The sequence below is a fragment of the Rhizohabitans arisaemae genome (assembly GCF_025996515.1).
GTDB classification, from domain to species: domain Bacteria; phylum Actinomycetota; class Actinomycetes; order Streptosporangiales; family Streptosporangiaceae; genus Rhizohabitans; species Rhizohabitans arisaemae.
In genome coordinates this window covers 180,690-199,847 of the sequence record NZ_BLRH01000021.1, presented here as the reverse complement: position 1 = coordinate 199,847, position 19,158 = coordinate 180,690, and the positions used below count along the sequence as shown (strand labels likewise).

Here is a 19,158-nt window from a genome sequence, read left to right as displayed (position 1 = left end):
GTGACTTGGGCAGGAGCCGAGGCGGTCCGCCCGGGTTCCCCGCCACGAAGCCCGGGGATCGCGCCCGGCTGCTCGAAGCGGCGGATGTCCGTCACACGGAAAGCAGGACCCGCGCGAAGAGGGGGTCACGCCTATCGGGTTGCGCGTCACATCGCCGTCCTGACGAACATCGACGGCCTGCCCGCGTTCCGACCGGACGGCATGCCGCTACTCCCCCGGGTTTCCGGGTGCCGAATCCGGCGACACACCCCGGCAAAAGCACGCCGCGATACGCCCCTACCAGCCAGACATATCGGATGTAGCGCCCTCCGTTTACTCGAAGGCAAGGAAGACCGTCTCCTCATGGGTTCCGTCGTACTGGAGCCGAACGTCAAAACGAAGCACCCCCGGGCGTTCGGGAGTGGCGATCAGCGTGGCGGCCCGTTCGGCGGTCAAGCCGGAGAGCACCGGATCCCCGGGAGAGGATTCCAGGTAGACCCGGGTGTACAGGTGGTGCAGGAGCCCGCGGGCGAAGACGCAGACGCCGAGGTACGGCGTCCCGCCGGGCGGCAGGGTGCGCAGGGTGTAGTGCCCGTCGGGGTCGGTGGCGACCCGGCCGAACCCGGTGAAGGCGACACCGTCCCGCCCGGCCACCGCACCGGTGACGGGGTCGCGGCGCATGGAGCCGGTGGCCCCGGCCCGCGAGCCGTCCGGTCCGGCCTGCCAGAACTCCAGCAGCGCGTCGGGTACGGGAGCCCCGGCCCCGTCGTACACGTATCCGTGCACCGTGATCGCACCGGGGTGGCCGGGGGCGAGGTCGGCGCCGCCGGGGAAGGGCAGGGCGTAGCCGTAGAACGGCCCGACGGTCTGGGACGGGGTGACGGTCACCGGCCCTCCTCGATCCAGGTGGCGGCGGGTCCGTCCAGCACGATGTCCCACCGGTAGCCGAGGGACCATTCGGGGACGGACAGGTCGTGGTCGTAGTCGGCGATCAGTCGCCGCCGGGCCTTCTCGTCGGCGACCGCCCGCAGGATCGGGTCGCGGGCGTGCAGCGGGTCGCCGGGGAAGTACATCTGGGTGACGAGCCGCTGGGTGAAGGCGGTCCCGAACAGGGAGAAGTGGATGTGCGCGGGCCGCCAGGCGTTGCGGTGGTTCCGCCACGGGTAGGCGCCCGGTCTCATCGTGGTGAAGGTGTAGCGGCCCTCGTCGTCGGTGAGGCAGCGACCGGCGCCGGTGAAGTTCGGGTCGAGCGGGGCCGGATGCCGGTCGCCGCCGTGGGCGTACCGGCCCGCGGCGTTGGCCTGCCACACCTCGACGAGCTGGCCGCGGATCGGGTGGCCGTCGCGGTCCAGGACCCGCCCGGTGACGGTGATCCGCTCGCCGAGGGGTTCGCCCCGGTGCTGCCGGGTGAGGTCGGCGTCGTGGCCGAGGACGTCGGTGACGCCGAAGACCGGCCCGCTCAGCTCGACCGCCTCGGGGTCGCGGACGACGACAAGCGATTGCTTCGGATGGCGGAGCACGGTGCTCCGGTAGGGCGGGTAGTCCCGATCCGGATGGATCCGGCCGGGCAGGGCGACCGCGTCGGCCGCGGCGATCTCGGCGTCGATGTCCGTCTGGGTGCTCTCCACTGGGTCTCCTTGCTCCTCTACCGCTCCAGGACCACGGCGATGCCCTGCCCCACGCCGATGCAGAGCGCCGCGAGCCCGGTCCCGGATCCCCGTGCGGCGAGCCGCCGGGCGACCGCTCCGGCGAGCCGGGCGCCGGACGCGCCGAGCGGATGGCCGACGGCGATGGCCCCACCGCGCTGGTTGACGATCTCCGGGTCGAGCTCGGGCCATTCGGCGAGGCAGCCAAGCGCCTGCGCGGCGAACGCCTCGTTCAGTTCGAAGACCGACAAATCCGAAAAGTCCTTCCCAGCCCTGCCCAGCGCACGCCGTACCGCGTCCACCGGTCCGAGCCCGAAGAACTGGGGTTCGACTCCGGCGACGGCGCAGGCGCGGATCCGGGCGAGGGGCTCCCGGCCGGTCGCTCTCAGCCCTTCTTCGTCGCAGAGCAGTACGGCTGCCGCGCCGTCGTTGAGAGGGGAGGAGTTCCCCGCGGTGACGGTGCCGCCCTCCTTCCGGAACGCGGGCTTCAACCTGGCGAGGGACTCCAGGGACGTGTCATCGCGGATCGACTCGTCCCGGCCGAGTTCCACCCCCGGATAGGGGACGACCTCGTCCGCATAGACCCCGTCCGCCCAGGCTTGAGCCGCTTTCCGATGGCTGGCCAGGGCGAACGCGTCCTGCGTCTCCCGGGTGACGCCGTACTTGCCGGCGATCAGCTCGGCGCCTTCGCCGAGCGCGACGGTCCACTCCGCCGGCATCGCCGGGTTCGTCAACCGCCAGCCGAGCGTGGTCGAGTGCAGTGTCTGCGGCCCGGCGGGGAACGCGCGCTCGGGTTTGGGCAGGACCCAGGGCGCCCGGGTCATCGACTCCACCCCGCCCGCGATCACCACGGACGCCTCGCCCACCGCGATGGCCCGCGCCCCCTGCACCACGGCCTCCAGACCCGAGCCGCAGAGCCGGTTCACGGTGGCGCCGGGCACGGTCACCGGAAGCCCGGCCAGCAGGACCGCCATCCGGGCGACGTCCCGGTTCTCCTCCCCCGCGCCGTTGGCGTTGCCGAGGTACACGTCGTCGATCCGCGCCGGATCCAGCTCGGGCGCCCGATCGGCGAGCGCCCGGACCACGTGGGCGGCGAGATCGTCGGGGCGGGCCCCCGACAGCGCCCCGCCGTACCGGCCGAACGGCGTCCGGACCGCGTCCACGATGTAGACGTCGTTCACCACGATCTCCTTTGTTCTGTACGGACCACGTCGGCCCCTTCGCCCGGCTTCGGCCCGCCGCAGGCCGTACCGGACCAGACCGGTCCCGTGCGGATCACGCGGGCTCCTTCCATGCCACTCGCCGCGATGACGTCGCCCACCCCCGGCGGTTCGGCAAGACCAGGCGTCCCCTGGAAACAGGCGACGGGCAGGCCGCAGGCGGTACCGGGCGTGGCCCCCGAGGTGCCGGCGAACCCTCCGATGCCGGACGGACGAGGCCGGATCCCCCGATACCGCTTACCGCAGGCTTGCGAGGAGGAACCCCCGCGGGTGGCCCGCCGCAGGCCGTACCAGACCTGAGCGCCGGCGAGGCGCCGTACCGTGCACCTCATGTCAGGCGGCTTTCATGGCGCGGAGCGCGGCCAGTTCGGCGGGGGTCGGCGGCCCGGTGACGGCGACGGTGCCGGCGATCTTGAGCGGCCAGCCGGTGGCGGCGCGGACCTGCTCGACGGTGACGCCGGGGTGCACCTCGGTGAGGGTCAGCTCGGCGGTGCCGGGATCCGGGCGGAGGATGCCGAGGTCGGTGATGACCGCGACCGGGCCCTTGCCGAGCAGGCCGAGCCGGGAACGGTCGCGCGGCCCCGAGCCGTGGCCGACCGAGGTGACGAAGTCCAGGCGGTCCACCATGTTCCTGGTCGAATGGCGGAGCACGATGAGGACCGCGCCGCAGGAGGCGGCGATCTCCGGTGCTCCCCCGGCGCCGGGCAGCCGGCCTTCGGGGCGGTCCGGGCCGCGGTCGACCGCGGTGGTGTTGATGTTGGCGTACCGGTCGAGCTGCGCCGCGCCGAGGAAGCCGACGTCGATCCGCCCGGCCTGGAGCCAGTAGTTGAACATCTCCGGTACGGAGACCACCGCGTCGGCGGTGTCGGCGAGCTCGCCGTCGCCGATGGAGAGCGGCAGCCTGCTCGGTTTGGCGCCGAGGGCCCCCGACTCGTAGACGAGGACCAGCTCGGGCTGCGCGGTCCGGCGGGCGAGGTTGGCGGCGGCGCTGGGCAGGCCGATGCCGACGAAGCAGGTCCGGGCGCCGGCGAGGGCCCGGGCCGCGTTGACGGTCATCAGCTCGTCGGGGGTCCATCCGGTCACGGGCGCTCCAGGATGTTGTCGCGAATCCAGGCGGTGAAGGTGTCGCGGTCGCGGGAGACGGCGTCCCAGGCCTGGTAGAAGCCGTTGTCGCGGACCGAGTAACCCGCGGCGTAGGAGGGGTGGGCGCCGCCGGGCACCTCGGCGACCGCGGTGATCGCCCAGCCGGGCAGGACGACACCGCCGGGCCGGGGTGTCAGCCGGTCGACGATCTCCTCCACGGTGACGAGCACCCTGCGCGCGGCGAGCGCCGCCTCCTTCTGCACCCCGGTCAGGCCCCACAGCTGCACGTTGCCGGCGCGGTCGGCCTGCTGGGCGTGGATCACGGTCACGTCGGGGTTGAGCGCGGCCACGGCGGCCAGCTTCTCTCCGGTGAACGGGCAGGTCACCGTGGACACGGTCGAGGTCCGCGAGGCGAGGTCGGTGCCCCGGTAGGCGCGCACGACCGCGAACGGCAGCCCGGAGGCGCCCGCGACGTACCGGTTGGCCATCCCGGCGTGGCTGTGCTCGTCGACCTCCAGCGGGTGCGGCCAGCCGTTCTCCACGGCGTCGCGGAACCGGTGGAGCGAGCCCACGCCCGGGTTCCCGCCCCAGGAGAAGACCAGCTTGCGGGCGGCTCCGGCGCCGATCAGCTGGTCGTAGACGACGTCGGGGGTCATCCGGACCAGGGTGAGATCGGCGAGGCCCTGCCGGATGACCTCGTGGGCGGCGGCGAACGGGATGAGATGGGTGAACCCCTCCATGGCGACGACGTCCCCGTCGTGGATCAGCTCCGCCACCGCCTCCCGCAGTGTTGCCAATTCCGCCATATCGCCTCTTGTTCGCCTAGTGAACTTTGGTTCATTATTGTGGTTGGAGAGTTTCCTTGTTTGATGTCGGTGTTGTCAAGGCCGATACGGTTTCCCGGTGGAGGACGCGCTTGTGAACACCCCGCCCCCGGAGGCGGTGGGCCCGCTGATCAGGGGACTGACCGTGCTGCGCCGGCTCGCCGAGGCCGAAGGCCGGCGCAGCCCGGGCGATCTGGTGCGCGACACCGGGCTCGCCCGCTCGACAATCGACCGCGTGCTCAGCACCCTGGAACGCCTCGGCCACATCCGCCTCGACGGCCGGGACGCGGTGCTCACCCCACGGGCGATGGAATTCGGCAACGCCTACCTCGCGGCGAGCCGGTTCCCCCACCTGCTCGGCCCGCAGGCCGACCGGCTCGCCGACGAACTCGACGAATCCGTCTCGATCGCCGTCGCGGACCAGGGCGGCGTCCGCTTCGTCCACCAGGCGACCCGGCGCCGGGCGATGAGCGTCACCTTCCGGGTCGGCGACCTGCTCCCCGGGGAACGCCTCGCCGCGGGGGCCGTCCTCGCCGCGGGCCGTACCGAAGATCCGTCGCCGTCCCCCACCGGCTTCCCCGCGCTCCCGGCGAACACGGACGGCGGAGCCGAGACCTTCGCCGAACGGGTCGCCAGGGCCCGGCGGGACGGCTGGTCACTCGACGATCAGCTGATCGAGCCCGGCCTGGTCGCCGTCGCGATGCCCGTACGGGACGCCTCCGGGCACGTCGTGTGCGCGGTGAGCGTGGTCAGCCACGCCGGCAGGCAAAGCGCCGAGTCCCTCCGAGACCTGGTCCTGCCACGCCTGCGGAGAACGATCTCCAAGATGGAGTCGGCGCTGACAGAGTCCCCTGTTCCCCGGAAGAATCCCTCGGACCCGATCGCAACGTGGGCGCGGGCGTCGAAGGAGGAGCTGGGGCCCGAGTTCGTGGAGTCACTCGCCCGCGGCCTGAGCGTCCTGATCGCATTGGGCTCGGGCCACGCGTCATACGCGTCGAGGCCAGGCGTGACATCCACCTCGGACAACGCGTCCGCGAACGACCTGCCACCTGGGAAGCGCCCTGATCGAGACCCGGAACCCCCGTCTCCCGCCGGTCTTGAGACCGGGCTGACCCTGAGCGAGGTGGCCCAGGCCACCGGCTTGAGTCGTGCCACCGTACGCCGCGCGCTGATCACGCTGGTTCACCTCGGCTACGCCTCCGAAGCGGGCCGGGGGTTCCTGCCGACCCCTCGCGTGCTGGAGCTCGGCTTCGCCTGCCTCTCCACGCTGCCCCTCCCCCAGATCGCCCAGCCGCACCTGACGACCCTCGTCGACCAGGTGCATGACTCGGCGTCCATGGCCGTACTCGACGGAACCGACATCCGCTACGTCGCCCGCGTGCCCACCGTACGGATCATGAGCGTCGACATCACCCTCGGCACCCGGTTTCCCGCGTACGCGACCTCGATGGGCCGGGTCCTGCTCGCGGACCTGCCCGAGCACGAGCGGGCCGCGATCCTTCGCGAGATCGAGCCGGTACGGCTGACGCCGCACACCGTCACCTCGCGCGACGCGTTGGCCGCCCTGCTCGACGAGGTGGCGAAGGAGGGCCACTCCCTGGTCGACGAGGAGCTGGAGGTGGGCCTGCGGTCCATCGCCGTCCCCGTCCACGACCGTACCGGCCGGGTGGTCGCCGCCGTCAACGTCTCCACCCACGCCGGACGGCACCCCCTCGGCCACCTGCGCGCGTCGATCCTCCCCCACCTCCGCGAAGCGGCGCGGCGGATCACGGCCGACCTGGGCGTCGCCCGGCGCTTCACCGCGATCCGCACCGACTGAACCCGTCTCAGCGCACCAGGCCGAACACCGGCCCAATCCGGTCTCCCGTCCAGCGCCGCCGCGTGCTCCCGCCCGTTCGCTTCCACAGTGCAAGGCGCCAGCTATGCCCAAGGGAATTATTCCATCATGGCGGTAACCGGAAGGCACAACATAACCCATGGAAACGCGCTCGGCATGTTCTACGCGGACTTCCACGTCGGAGCAGGAAACACGTTCTGGGTGCTCATCGAATCCTGAGTCGACTAGGATACGTATTACAAGTGGAGGGGCAGGAATCGTATACTACGATTCCTGCCCCTCCCTCCGTCGCACAAGAACTGAATTGAATCGATCTTCTCCTATGAAAAGTTTCCCTGCCGAGCGGCAGAAAGACCTCCTGGTTGAGCACGGGCTCTACGGATCCTTTGCTGCGCACTGGGTCAGTACTGAAGACATCAATGAAGTGGCTAGGCGCCTCCAAGTCGCACCAGAATCAGCTATGACATGCGACTTCCAGACCGCTATACGCCCATATGAACCAACCTCTATCATTCGGCTGGTCTGGATTACCCGCCATGCACCTGGCTGGTCCCATGTACTCACCTTGAGTGGAACGACACCGGACTCGGAGATCCTCAGCCTCGAACGTCTGCACGTCTTCGACCTCGTACACATCGGGGGTATTGACCGTATATATCCATTATTCTACACGTACGATGGGATATGCTCTGGAGACGTCTTCGGCGCTCGCGAATACGACTCGTACAGCGAGGACCTCGAATCCACTCCCCTGACGCCGACAGCAGAACTCCTGGAACAGTACCTGCTCATCATGGGAAGAATCACCGGGCGATTCTACGACCGGGAATGGTTTTCATCAAAGGGGCTGCTATGCAGGATCCCCTGACCCGGAACCTGGCCGGTGATCACACGTTCCCCACCTCAAGGCACTCGTCGAATCGGCGGAGAATGTGATGGCGACATGGTCGGTCCGCTGCCCTCGGAGAATCAGTGGGAACTCATATGGGAATTCGGAGTTGAGCAGTTGGTTCGTCAGGATATGGGTCGAGAGCGACGACCCGGAGGAGCTGGCGCGACGACTGCGGGTGAATCCGGGCTCACGCGTGGAGTGCGGCTTCACCGAAGCGATGACCAGAGCTGGAGGGTGGCATGTTCCGCGCCCAGGAACTCCACCTCTATCTCTGCATGGTTGGGCGAATCACTGGACGCTTCCTCAACCGTGAATGGTTCGCGTCGACCCGAACCCCTCATCGTGTTTCCGCCGAGCCTGGAATTCCTGAATGCATCTCATACTAGAAATCGGCACTACCGGCTCGTCAGCAGTCCTGACTCGCACAACCGGTCAAAAGCACCCCTGACGTCGTCGGGGTTGAAGAGACGCCGCTTGCGTGGACTCCATGCGGACATCTGTTCAGCGAGGGAGCTGGGGTCGACGGCGCTACCTGACCTCGCGGCCAGGTACTGGACCGACGCAAGTAGTTCCATTCCCTCGGGATACTCATAGCCGGCCACCGCGCGACTCACCGCCTGCCAGGCCTGCTCGAACGCGACATCCTCGGCGACCGCCGATTCCGCGGCAGCGGCGGCCTTCTCCCACACCCGAAGTACAGCTCTGGCACCTTGGGTGCCGTCGCCGTAGCCGAGGAAGTAGTGGCCTTCCATGGCGGCCAGTTCCTGGTTCAGTCGGGCGGAGAACGGACCGTAGATGTGTCGCGTGAATGGCAAGGCCAGATCCAGGCCGGCGCACTGCATCAGGTAGGGGACCTTGTGGGCCTCCAACAGTGACAGCCGGGGCAACACCGACATGCCCGATTCGAAGGCCAGCGTCACGTACCTGGACAGGGCCGCGATCAGCCTGTTTCGCTGAAGGGTGAGGTCAGGCGGTTCGGCGCTCGCCACCATGTCTTTCGGCTGAGGTGTGCCTGAGCGATAGACCCGGACGTCCAGGTCGAGGTTCCCCAGCTTCTCCAGGATCAGTGGCCGTACGACAGACCAGTCCAGCCCACCGTTTCCACAGCCCAACGGAGGAACGGCAACGCTGCGGATCTTGAGATCGACCAGGACCTCGGCCAGATGGTCAAGGCCGTCGATGATGTCGTCGAGCCGTGAGCCCTGTCGCCAGTGGCGCTTGGTTGGGAAGTTGAGGACCCAGCGATCAGTTCCGGCGATCTGTACAGGGAAGACCTTTCCCGGCCGGAGTTCACCGCGTCCGCACGCCTCCGCGTATGCAGCGAAAACCTCAGGGAAGGCGCGCTTGAACTGAAGCGCGATACCTTTGCCCATCACACCGACGAGGTTGACGGTGTTGACGAGCGCTTGGGCATCGTCACGCAGCAGATTGCCGTTGACCTCTCTGATCACTTCAGTTCACCCCCTCGCACCCTATTATCCTTGATCGAATATGTTTTCGAAACCGGGTTGTCGAAATACCAATGCGCCCGCACTGCCACCGATGGGCGCTGTTCCAACGAGGCGATGATCGCGTGACAAGCAGCGGCCACGGCATCGTTGTGCGTGTACACGTGTGTGAAGGCCTCCCACGGCACACGCTCGTGGACCAGCATTTCGGCTATACGTCGTTGCACCCGTGACCCGTCATCCTCGGTGTCGGCCCAGTACTCCTCCTCCATGAGGGCCCAGTCGATGTGTTTGGCCAGATCGCTCCGGGTGATGGTGAATCGGGCCGTGGCGGTGGCGGCGTTCCGATCGCTCGCAACCCAGGCGAGGTCGCGTTCGGTCATGGCGGAGAGCCGAGTCACCAGGTAGATCAGCGGACCCTGTCCTTGGCCGTAGCTCGTCACGCCGCCCTTGCAGATGCGGTAGAGCATGGGAGATCGCGGCGCGAAGTAGAAAGGTACGTAGTCTGCCACTACACCGGCTGAGCCGACTGACACAGCGCGCTCTCGCCGATTCGCCTTGATCCTTTGATCGGCGCACTCCACCGTCAACGGCGGTCGGCGGTTGTCGGCCACCAAGCCGTTCTGAGCTATGGCGCCCAGATTGTCCACGTGGGTGAAGTGCAACAACCACGGATCTTGCACGTCCATCATCGACCAGCAGCATAGCTGTAGTGGTGATCAGGTTTCCTCGAAGTGAAGCGGGATCGAATCAGTCGCGCCACATTCCGGGTCGAGTGGCCTACCTTCGAAGAAGAAACCAATGGGCGCTGGTAGTCGAGCCGCGGAATCCCCGTCCGCGTTGGCCTGGATGGTTCCGCCTCGTCGAAGTGGCCGCCATTGATGATGTTGTGAAGGTGTTCGCGCGGCTCCACTACTTCGGGACCTTCCAGGATGGAGCTCATGCCGAATCCGGCGCCGAGGTGGGTCCAGCCGGCAATCAGCAGGGCCGGCCCCGGCGCAGCCCGTACCCCGCCCGGCGGGGTTCTCGGCTCGGCCGCCGCAGGCCGTACCGAACTCGGCGTGGTAGCGCGGCGCCGGCTGAACCGCATGCGAACTCAAAGCGCGGAACGCTAGGCGTGCGCTGCAGCGGCCTCGGTCACCGCTGACAGGCCGCACGGGCCGAGGGCGAGCATCCGGGTGTGGAAAGTCCGCGGATCGAAATCCGGGCCGAGGCGACGCCGAGCCAGGTCTCGGGCGTCCTGCCACACCCTGGCTCCGCAGGCGTAGGTGAGGGCCTGAGCCGGCCACGCCTCACTCCGCAGCAGCGTGAACCCCAGCATCGGCTCGGCGATCGTGGAGTTCTCCCGGAGAAAGGCCAGGGTGTGCTCCCGCGTCCACGGCTCGCCCGCGACGGCACCCGGCACCGCCGGCATGGGAAAGCCCGCGTGCCCGCCGAGATCCGCGAGGGCCACCGCGAGGTTCGCCCGCAGACCCATGAGATAGCCGAGTCCCGGCGGGCCGTCCAGTCCGCCGAGCCCGGTCATGAGGCCCTCCGCGTACACCGCCCAGCCCTCCGCGTGACCGGGAACGGTCAGATGCCGCTGCCAGAGCGGGAGCCCGGAATCGAGCACCGCCGTGCCCATCTGCAGGTGGTGGCCCGGCACCCCTTCGTGGTGGACCGCCGTCACCCCGCTCCACACCGGGGTGACCGGCTCGTCCCCCACCGGCCAGATCACCCGTCCCGGCCGCGACAGATCGGACGCGGGCGGAAGGTACCGGACCGGCCCGCCGCCGGAGGCCGACACGACGGCCTCAAGGGTGCCCAGCTCCTGCGGGACGTCGAAGAGCCCTTTGCGGACCAGGTCGAACGCCAGCCCGAGCCGGTCCTTCAGCCAGCCTTCCAGCCGGACCGTCTCCACACACCAGGCCGGATCCGCGTCCAGGCCCGCGCAGACCTCCGGGACGCCCGCCCCCGGCTTGATCTCCCCGGCCAGCGCCCGCGTCTCCTCCGCCACGGCGCGCAGCCGGTCCGCGAGCCACGCGTAGGTCTCCGCCAGGTCCAGGTCGACGCCGAGGGCGTGGCGGGCCGCAAGCCCGTACGCCTCCGGCCCCGCCGCGCCGTCCTCCCGGACGTGGGGGAGCACCTCGCGCTCCAGCCCCGTCGCGAAGTCGGCGTAGGCGAGCTTCGCCGCGTCCGCCGCGGCGGCGAGCTCACGCCCGAGAGCCGGAGCCCCGGCGGCGCCACGGGCGGCGGCGTCCGCGGCGAGGTCGGAGAACATCGGGTCGTCCGACCACATCCGCGCGATCAAGGCGACGACCTCCGCCTGCGCCCGGACCGGCGGCCGACCCGCGGCCGGCCGGCCCGCGACGGTCCGCAGATAGCCGGAGAGCGCGCCGGGTACCGCCCGCAGCCGCCGCTCCAGCGCCCGGGCACCGGCCTCGCTCGCGGTGTCGGCCTGGCCGATCGCCTCCCTGATCAGCATGGGGGGGCTCACGACGGTGTTGAGGGACGCGGCCAGGCCGCCGGCGAGGTAGCCGGCCTCCGCCTCAAGCCGCTCCCGCAGGATCCCCGCGGTCACCGCGTCCCTCCCGCCCAGGCCGGGTACGGCGTCGAGCCGCGACCTCGTCACCCGGTACAGCTCCAGCCGCCGCTCCCAGCCCTCCGGGGAATAGTCGGGCAGCCCGTCGTCGAACCCGGCCACCCCCGACAGGGTCGCGCGCACGGGATCGAGCCGGCACTGCTCCTGATGAAATTCGTGGTAGATGTCGTCGGTCGGCCGGTGCTCCGGCGACCTGTGCAGGTCTTCCATGGCATCCCTTCGGGTGGCGACCGGCGACCGCACGTGACGCGAACCGGCATACCTTGACAGCTGTGCGAGAGATTCACGGTCGTACGGCCGCCTGCGACCCGGGCACCGGACCACGCCTCCGGCGACAACCCGGCGCGGCCCGTACCCAACCCAAGGTCGCCTGATCCGCACCCCCGCGGGGAGCGCGCACCGAAGCGATCACCAGGTCATGTCACCTAGGCCGGGAGTTCGACCGGTTGGCCCGACCGAGCGACCAGGACGGCCACCGAGGCGCGTGAGTCGACGCCGAGTTTGCCGAAGACCCGTGCCAGGTGGGCCTCCACCGTCTTGTCGGACACCCCCAGCCGCTGGGCGATCTGCCGGTTGGTGTGCCCCTCGCTCACCAGCACGGCGACCTGGCTCTCCCGCTTGGTCAGCAGGTCGAGTCCGCTCCCCCGGCGCGGCCGCCCGATCGTGCGCTCGATGATCCGCCGCTGCCCCTGGCGGACCCGTTCCAGCAGCAACCGCGCGCCCGACTGCTCGAACAGGGTCTCCGCCTGGCCGAGTTCGGCCCCCGCCTGCGCCGGATGGCCGGACGCCGTGTGCGCCATGCCCGCGACCAGGCGCGCACGCCCCGCCTCCGTCTTCCGGCCCAGCCTGGCGAAGATCGCCGCGGCCTCCCCGGCCTTCTCCACCGCCACGGCCGGGGCGAACCCGCTCAGCGACTGCGCCATGGCCAGCAGGGCGAACGCCCGGGCGCTCGACATACCGCCCTCCGCCGCCAGCTCGGCGCCGTACGCCCGGGCCTTCGCCCGCTCGGGCCGCCCGGCGGCGAGTTCGGCCCGGGTGAGCAGCTCGAAGACCTCGGACCGGGACACCGCGTACAACGCGGGCAACTCGGGGCCGCCTCCTACGACCTCGACCGCCTCGATGCAGCCCTCGGGGTCGCCCGCCAGCAGCCGGGCCTCCGCGAGCGCCACCCAGGCCACCCGCCACCAGCGTCCCTTCACCCAGCCGCCGGTCTCCGTGGCCCGGATACCGGCCCGCAGCGCCGTTTCCAGATCACCTCGCGCGTTCGCCGTATGGCACTGCGCGGTCAGCGCCATCGTCAGCAGTTCGTCGCTGCCCGAGTGCTCGGCGACCTCCAGGGCCTCGTCCACGAACTGGACCGCCTCCGACAGACGCCCCTGGATCGTGAGGAGCCTGGCCATGGCGACCGCCAGCCGGGGCAGACCCGAACCGTGGCCGGACATCCTGGCCAGCTCAAGCCCGCGGCCGATATGGCGCATCGCCCTGGTGTACCGATCGTGGTAGATCTCCCCCCACCCCACCCAGACGATGCCGTCGATCCGGCGGCTCAGCTGATCGTCGGTAAGCTCGTCGGCGAGCCTGGCCGCCCGCGACAGCACCGCGTCGGTCTCGTCCATCGGCCCGGCGGCGCAGTCGGACAGGACCGCGAGGCCGAGCGCCGCGACCCGCAGGACCGGGTCGGGCTGTTCCTCCGCCGCGGTCACCAGTTCCTTCAGCTGAGACCTGCCGATGCCGCCCGCGTCCCCGAGCAAGGTCGTGGCGGCGAGCTCCAGCTTGAGCACGACCGCCTCCGCAGCCCGTTTGCCGTGGAGTTCCTCAAGCTCCCTGAGCAGGAAGGCGCGCACCTTCAGATGCCGTCCGAGCAGCCGCTCCGTCATCGCCCAGAGGGCGACCGCCTGCGTCCGGCGTCCGGTCCTGTCCCGCGACAGGCGCCGTACCACCTCTTGCAGCATGTCGCCGCTCTCGTCCAGCCAGCCGCCGGCGGCGAGCGCCTTCGCCAAGGCGATCATCAGATCGAGCCGCCGGGAACCGACCTCCCCGGTGTCGGGGAGCAGCCGCAACGCGCTCCGCAACCAGCGGACCGCCTCGGCCGGGGCCCGGGCCACCGTCCTGCTCGCGGCCTCCACCAGCGTGGAGATGGCCCGTTCGTCCCCGGTCCTGGCCACCAGGGCCAGATGCCCGGCGCGGGTCGCCACCGGGGCGTCCCCGTCGAGCAGCGCGTCGGCGGCCTTGGCGTGCGCGGCGAGCCGCCACTCCAGGCTCGTAGTCTCGTACACCACCTGGCGGATGAGCTGATGCCGGTAGGAGTACCTGGCGGAGCCGCCGACCCTGCGGATCAGGTCATGCCGGAGCAGGCTGCCGATCGCCTCCCGCACCTCCGCCGGGGGCAGGTCGGCGAGCTCGGCGACGAGGGTGACGCTGAACGAGTCGCCCGCCACGGCCGCGGCCTGGGCCACCAGCAGATGCTCCGGGGAGAGTTCGGCGAGTTCCCCGTGCACCGTGGCGTACGTGCCGCGTGGGAGCGTGCCAAAACCTTCGCGGAAGGCACCGCCAGACGGGTCGCGGCCCGGATCCGCGTGATCCGTCGCAAGCCCCTCAAGGTAGAAGGGGACTCCGCCGCTGGCCTGGTACAGCATCCTCCGATGGGTGCGGCTCCACGTCGGGCCGAGGAGCTCGTCGACCTCCTCCTCGCCCAGGGGGGCCAGACCCAGCGAGGAGACCCGCCGCTCGATGGCGGCGGTGGCCAGCGCGGTCCGCAGCAACGTGGGCATCTGCCGGGGACGGTAGGCCAGGGTGAGGAGCACCGGGCCGCGCGGCGGACGTCGCAGCAGTTCGGCCACGAGCTGCTCCGACATCGGGTCGACCAGGTGCAGGTCGTCGAAGATCACGACCAGGCCGTCGGGTTCGGCCAGCTCCTCCAGGAACGACCGGACGGTGCGGAACAGGCTCAGCCACTGCGTCTCCGTGAGCGATCGCCCCGCCGAGGCGATCGACCTGGGCAGGAGCCGCGCGAGGAGATCCGAGAAATCGGACCCGATCCATCTCTGCGTACTCGCCTTCGTGCACCGCAGATGACCGTCGACGGCCCCGAGGACGATACCGAACGGCTTGGCGCGCTCGCGCATGCCCGGACGGCAGCTGAGCACGACGTGACCACGGATCCCCGCCCCCCTGGCGAACTCGGCCAGCAGCGAGGTCTTCCCTATCCCCGGGTCACCGACGATCTCCACGATCTTCGGCTCCCCTTCCCTCAGCGTGTCGAGCGCGCGGGTGAGGACACCGAGTTCCTTCTTACGGCCGACAAGAGGTCTGCCGGCCACCGGGGACCTGCCGTGGGTCATCGGCTCCCCGTCGTCCCGTGCCCCCGCACCTCGCGTCATCCAAGATCCCTCGCTTCTTGGATCGAGCGATGGTCCGTATCTGTGCCAAACGACCACGAATGCTTCCCCCAACTGCCGGCTCGTCTTCCCACTCCGGTGATCACCGACGGCCGCTAGACGGGGGTCGCTTCAAAACTCTTACACAAAACACGACCTCAGCCGCGGTGATGACGTAACGACCAATCGAGCGCCAACACCGAATCACGCTCCGACCAGCAAATTATATAGTTGAATCACCCCCCGTGCGCGGCCAGGCCGAAATTGATCAGCATAGCCCGGTTCAACCACTAGTGAGCGTGCATGAAGTCGCCACGACTGTCAATGACACTCAGGTAAGACCTCCGAACGATAGCCGTTCCAGCACGAGTGGTAACAATGAGTTATGTGGGCGGCGCCCGCCGCCAAAGCCCCAGGAGTTTGAACAGGTAAAATTACACAAAGTAACCTTACAATCCCACGTTCGATCTCGCAACAGCCGACCCTATGATCTTAGGCACATCTGTAAGGGATTTCCCTAACTACTCGCCGTAAAGGGTCCCCGCTAGGCTGGCGACAGTGCAGGCGCATAGTGGAAATCCGATATATGCAGCGGCCCGACTCCGCCAATTATTAATGCGGAACAACCGGCCCGACTCCATCGATTCAATTGCGGAAATCATGCAATTCGCCAATGTCAGCCGAGTAGCTGAGGAATCCGATGCGTGACCTGAGAGAATCATCGGCCGTCGTCCACGACCCTCAGGAGATCAGGAGAAGGATCGCGGAGGACGGCTACATCTTCCTCCGCGGGCTGCTCGATCCCGCGCCCATACGCAGACTCGCGTTCGACACGCTCACCGCGCTGCAGGCGGAAGGCTGGCTGCGCGACGGCCATCCCCCGGACGAGGCCCCGCTCGAACCGCCGGCCCGAGACTTCAAGAACAGCAACTTCTTCGGCGGATACATCGCCCTGCAGCGGCTTGAGTACTTTCACGCGCTCATCCACCAGCCGGCGCTCACCACGGTGATGCGGAACCTCTTCGGGTCCGACGTGTTCCCCCATCCGCGTAAGATCGGCAGGATCGTCTGGCCGACCCGTCTCGGCACGACACCCGGCATCTACGCCCATCAGGACTTCGTGGTCGAAGGCGTTCCCGACATGTTCACGTCGTGGATCCCCTTCGTGGACTGCCCACGTGAGCTCGGCGGGCTCGCCATCCTCACCGGCTCGCAGAACGAAGGTGTCGTCCCCCGGCTGCACCGGGTGGATCCCGGCGACGACGCCTGGGCGACGACGGACTACCGGGTCGGCGACGTCCTGATCTTCCATTGCCTCACCGCGCACGCCGCGCTGCCGAACACGACCGAACGACTGCGGCTGTCGGGGGACTACCGCTGGCAGTCGTCCGCACAGGAGATCCCCGCCGACGCGCTGCTCCCCCATCTGCACGGGCCGGTGCCCGGCTGGGACGAACTCTCCCGGGACTGGTCCTCCACCGACTGGATCAAGACCCCGCCCGGCCTGCGCACGACCGAACGCACCGGCGGCGAACTCCCCGATTTCCCCGCCTCCCCGTTCGTCCGGATCCCGCCCCAGGAGCCCTACGACCGGGAGCACACCGTCCTGGCCGGAATCTTCAACAACATGCAGGACTCCTTCCGGCCGGAAAAGGCGGTCGGGGAGAACGCGGTGATCGAATACCGCATCGTCTCCGAATCCGGAAACCACCGCTGGCAGGTCCAGGTCTCCGGCAGCCGCTGCCTCGCGGTGCCGGGCGGCGACGAGGACGCCAGCGTCACCATCACCTCGACCCTCCACGACTACCTGATGATCACCGGCGGCAAGGCGGATCCGATCGACGCGTTCGGCCGGGGAGCCCTCGTCATCGACGGTGACTTCACGGTGGCCCTTCAGCAGACGGAATGGTTTAGAGACTAGGTGTTGATGTCACGATGCGCATTTCCCGGCCCGGCACCCTGGTCGACGTCATCCGCACCCGGGCGAGCGAGCACGGCGGCCGCGCGGCCTACACATTCCCCTTCGACGCCCGATCGCCGGAACTGACCTACTCCCACCTGGAACGTTCCGCCCGCACCATGGCGATCAGACTCCGGCAGGTGGCGCGGCCCGGTGACCGGGTCCTCATCATGTGTTCGCCCGGCCCGCACTACATCACGGCGTTCGCCGCGTCGCTGCAGGCCGGGGTCATCGCCGTACCCGTCTATCCGCCCACCAACGAGCGAAGCCTGACCCGGCTGCTCGGCATCGTCGGCGACGCCCGGCCGAGCGCCTTGATCGCCGACGGCCCGGTGCTCGCCCTCGTCGCCGCGCAGGCCGGAGAGGGCCCGCTGAGCCGGATACCCCGGATCGCCGCCGACGAGATCGCCCCCGGCGACGAGGACCTTCCCGGCCCGCCGCCCCGCCCGGACGACATCGCCTTCCTCCAATACACCTCCGGCTCGACCGGAGACCCCAAAGGCGTCGTCGTCACACACGGCAACCTGATGCACAACTCCGCCGTCATCGCCGCAAGCATGGGGCTTACCCCGGAGTCGGTCTGCGTGAGCTGGCTGCCCCCGTACCACGACATGGGGTTGGTCGGCGGGATCCTGCAACCGCTCTACCTGGGTTTCCCCGCCGTACTCATGTCTCCGCTGGACTTTCTCCAGCGTCCGCTCGGATGGCTCGAAGCGATCTCGCGGTACGGCGGGACGGTGAGCGGCGGACCCGACTTCGCCTTCGAGTTGTGCGTGTCCCGGTACCGCGAAGGAGCCGGCGAACCGCTCGACCTGAGCACCTGGTCGGTGGCGTTCTCCGGTTCCGAGCCGATCAGAAAGCGGACTCTGGACCGTTTCACCGAGCGATTCGCACCGTCAGGCTTCCGCCGGCGGGCCTGGTACCCCTGCTACGGGCTGGCCGAGGCGACGCTGTTCGTCTCCGGCGGTCCCCCGCAGGCCCACCCGGTCGAGGTGCGCACCTCCGCCCGGTCGCTGGAGGAGGACGTCTTCCGGCCGTCCGACACCGGCGAGGTGTGGCTCGTCGGATGCGGTGAGACGCCGCCCGAGCTGGATGTGCGGGTCGTCGACGCGACCACCGCGAAGCCGGTGCCCGACGGGCACATCGGCGAGATCGTCGTCGCGGGCGAGAGCGTGACCCGCGGCTACTGGAACGCCGGCAGCCAGGCGGACCTCCACACCCGCGTCCACGGTGCCGACGGCGAGTTCCTCCGGACCGGCGACCTCGGGTTCCTCCGGGACGGCCAGCTGTTCATCACCGGCCGGTCCAAGGACGTGCTCATCATCAGGGGACGCAACCACTATCCGCAGGACATCGAGGGCTCCGTCGAGTCGGCGCACCCGATGCTACGCCCCCGCGGGGTCGCCGCGTTCACCGTCGAGGTGGACGGCGGCGAGCAACTGGCCGTGGTGGCCGAGCTCTCCCCCCGCTGCGACCCGGCGCAGATCGAACACGTGCGTGCGGCGATCCGGCAGGCCGTCGCGGAGCAGCACGGCCTGCGGCCGCACGCCGTCGCGCTGGTCCGGAGCCGATCCGTACCGAAGACCTCCAACGGGAAGCTCCAGCGCGGATTGTGCCGCCGGATGTATCTCGCGGGCGAACTGCCGGTACTCCCCACGGACGAGCCCGAGGAGGGCGCCGCCTGATGAACGCCGACATCGTCCCCGGCGGGACCCCGCTCGCCGACATCGAGCGAGAGCTGTGTACGGCCGTAGGCGAGCTGCTGGAGATCGCGCCGCACCGAGTCGACCCGAACGTTCCCCTGATCAGCCTGGGCCTCGACTCCCTGGCGGCCGTCAACCTCCAGCACCGCGTGGAATCCGCCCTCGGCCTGTCGATCTCGATCGCCGACCTGCTCGCCGACGCGACGATCTCCACCCTCGCGCACACGCTGGCCGACTCCGGCCGTTCGGCGGACCGGGACCCCGCCCGCGACACCGCCGAACCCGTCTGGACCGGCGAACACCCCGACCGGATCCCCCTCTCCTCCACCGAGAGACGACTCTGGTTCCTCGACCAGCTCACCCCCGGCACCACCGCCTACACCCTCGCCGGCCGCATCACCCTCACCGGCGACCTCGACACCGGCGCCCTCACCGCCGCCCTCACCGACGTCGTCACCCGCCACGAAACCCTGCGCACCGACTACCCCGCCGACGACCAAGGCCCCTACCGGCGCATCCACCCACCCGGGCCCCATCCGCTCCCCCACACCGACCTCACCGCCGGCGCATCCGCGCCCACCGACGAGATCACGGCCCGGCTGGAGCAA

Annotated in this window: 14 protein-coding genes; 5 read left to right on the top strand and 9 right to left on the bottom strand. The window is 69.5% G+C overall.

Features of this window, described 5'->3' with window-relative positions; translation table 11 throughout:
- Positions 1-312: 312 nt before the first annotated feature.
- The 5 genes from pcaG to RUR_RS09265 form a co-directional block, all read right to left on the bottom strand.
- The gene (pcaG, locus tag RUR_RS09285) at positions 313-867 is read right to left on the bottom strand and encodes a protocatechuate 3,4-dioxygenase subunit alpha (RefSeq protein WP_283134538.1); all 555 of its coding nucleotides are present in this window, start codon (positions 865-867) and stop codon (positions 313-315) included.
- A complete protein-coding gene (gene pcaH / locus RUR_RS09280) occupies positions 864-1,607 on the bottom strand; it encodes a protocatechuate 3,4-dioxygenase subunit beta (protein ID WP_428846984.1) in 744 nt (247 codons plus the stop codon). Before pcaH ends, pcaG begins: the two co-directional genes overlap by 4 nt.
- Before the next feature lie 17 nt (positions 1,608-1,624).
- Positions 1,625-2,806 (bottom strand): thiolase family protein, encoded by a 1,182-nt coding sequence (locus RUR_RS09275; RefSeq protein ID WP_283134537.1) that lies wholly within the window; start codon positions 2,804-2,806, stop codon positions 1,625-1,627.
- Positions 2,807-3,178: 372 nt separating this feature from the next.
- A complete protein-coding gene (locus RUR_RS09270) occupies positions 3,179-3,901 on the bottom strand; it encodes a CoA-transferase subunit beta (RefSeq protein WP_283134732.1) in 723 nt (240 codons plus the stop codon).
- Positions 3,902-3,924: 23 nt separating this feature from the next.
- Positions 3,925-4,734 carry a CoA transferase subunit A gene (locus tag RUR_RS09265; RefSeq protein WP_283134536.1) on the bottom strand — a complete coding sequence of 270 codons (810 nt, stop codon included), beginning with the start codon at positions 4,732-4,734 and terminating at the stop codon, positions 3,925-3,927.
- A gap of 97 nt (positions 4,735-4,831) precedes the next feature.
- Between RUR_RS09265 and RUR_RS09260 the strand changes: the two genes are divergently transcribed.
- Positions 4,832-6,571 (top strand): IclR family transcriptional regulator domain-containing protein, encoded by a 1,740-nt coding sequence (locus RUR_RS09260; protein ID WP_283134535.1) that lies wholly within the window; start codon positions 4,832-4,834, stop codon positions 6,569-6,571.
- 340 nt (positions 6,572-6,911) lie between these two features.
- The gene (locus tag RUR_RS09255; RefSeq protein ID WP_283134534.1) at positions 6,912-7,457 is read left to right on the top strand and encodes a hypothetical protein; all 546 of its coding nucleotides are present in this window, start codon (positions 6,912-6,914) and stop codon (positions 7,455-7,457) included.
- A gap of 419 nt (positions 7,458-7,876) precedes the next feature.
- Here the strand turns inward: RUR_RS09255 and darG are convergent, their stop codons facing one another.
- The 4 genes from darG to RUR_RS09235 all read right to left on the bottom strand — a co-directional run bounded on the left by darG (position 7,877) and on the right by RUR_RS09235 (position 14,890).
- On the bottom strand, positions 7,877-8,932 hold the full coding sequence (gene darG / locus RUR_RS09250) for a type II toxin-antitoxin system antitoxin DNA ADP-ribosyl glycohydrolase DarG (RefSeq protein ID WP_283134533.1): 1,056 nt from the start codon (positions 8,930-8,932) through the stop codon (positions 7,877-7,879).
- On the bottom strand, positions 8,929-9,621 hold the full coding sequence (darT, locus tag RUR_RS09245; RefSeq protein ID WP_283134532.1) for a type II toxin-antitoxin system toxin DNA ADP-ribosyl transferase DarT: 693 nt from the start codon (positions 9,619-9,621) through the stop codon (positions 8,929-8,931). The genes darG and darT overlap by 4 nt, the downstream gene beginning before the upstream one ends.
- 419 nt (positions 9,622-10,040) lie before the next feature.
- Complete coding sequence (locus RUR_RS09240) at positions 10,041-11,720, bottom strand: DUF885 domain-containing protein (protein ID WP_283134531.1); 1,680 nt, start codon at positions 11,718-11,720, stop codon at positions 10,041-10,043.
- A 215-nt stretch (positions 11,721-11,935) separates the two neighbouring features.
- Complete coding sequence (locus tag RUR_RS09235; protein WP_283134530.1) at positions 11,936-14,890, bottom strand: ATP-binding protein; 2,955 nt, start codon at positions 14,888-14,890, stop codon at positions 11,936-11,938.
- 697 nt (positions 14,891-15,587) lie between these two features.
- Between RUR_RS09235 and RUR_RS09230 the strand changes: the two genes are divergently transcribed.
- From RUR_RS09230 to RUR_RS09220, 3 genes are all read left to right on the top strand, one after another.
- Positions 15,588-16,808 (top strand): phytanoyl-CoA dioxygenase family protein, encoded by a 1,221-nt coding sequence (locus tag RUR_RS09230; RefSeq protein WP_283134529.1) that lies wholly within the window; start codon positions 15,588-15,590, stop codon positions 16,806-16,808.
- Between the two features lie 14 nt (positions 16,809-16,822).
- Positions 16,823-18,532 carry a fatty acyl-AMP ligase gene (locus tag RUR_RS09225; RefSeq protein WP_283134528.1) on the top strand — a complete coding sequence of 570 codons (1,710 nt, stop codon included), beginning with the start codon at positions 16,823-16,825 and terminating at the stop codon, positions 18,530-18,532.
- Positions 18,532-19,158 (top strand): phosphopantetheine-binding protein (locus tag RUR_RS09220; protein ID WP_283134527.1); only part of this gene is annotated, 627 nt, incomplete at its 3' end. The genes RUR_RS09225 and RUR_RS09220, both read left to right, overlap by 1 nt.

Bases quoted from the DNA above. Each gene is read 5' to 3' on its own strand.
- RUR_RS09270 (WP_283134732.1), bottom strand. From the start codon at position 3,901: ATGACCGTCAACGCGGCCCGGGCCCTCGCCGGCGCCCGGACCTGCTTC.
- RUR_RS09265 (WP_283134536.1), bottom strand. From the start codon at position 4,734: ATGGCGGAATTGGCAACACTGCGGGAGGCGGTGGCGGAGCTGATCCAC.
- RUR_RS09255 (WP_283134534.1), top strand. From the start codon at position 6,912: ATGAAAAGTTTCCCTGCCGAGCGGCAGAAAGACCTCCTGGTTGAGCAC.
- darT (WP_283134532.1), bottom strand. From the start codon at position 9,621: ATGATGGACGTGCAAGATCCGTGGTTGTTGCACTTCACCCACGTGGAC.
- RUR_RS09240 (WP_283134531.1), bottom strand. From the start codon at position 11,720: ATGGAAGACCTGCACAGGTCGCCGGAGCACCGGCCGACCGACGACATC.
- RUR_RS09235 (WP_283134530.1), bottom strand. From the start codon at position 14,890: ATGACGCGAGGTGCGGGGGCACGGGACGACGGGGAGCCGATGACCCAC.
- RUR_RS09230 (WP_283134529.1), top strand. From the start codon at position 15,588: ATGCGTGACCTGAGAGAATCATCGGCCGTCGTCCACGACCCTCAGGAG.
- RUR_RS09225 (WP_283134528.1), top strand. From the start codon at position 16,823: ATGCGCATTTCCCGGCCCGGCACCCTGGTCGACGTCATCCGCACCCGG.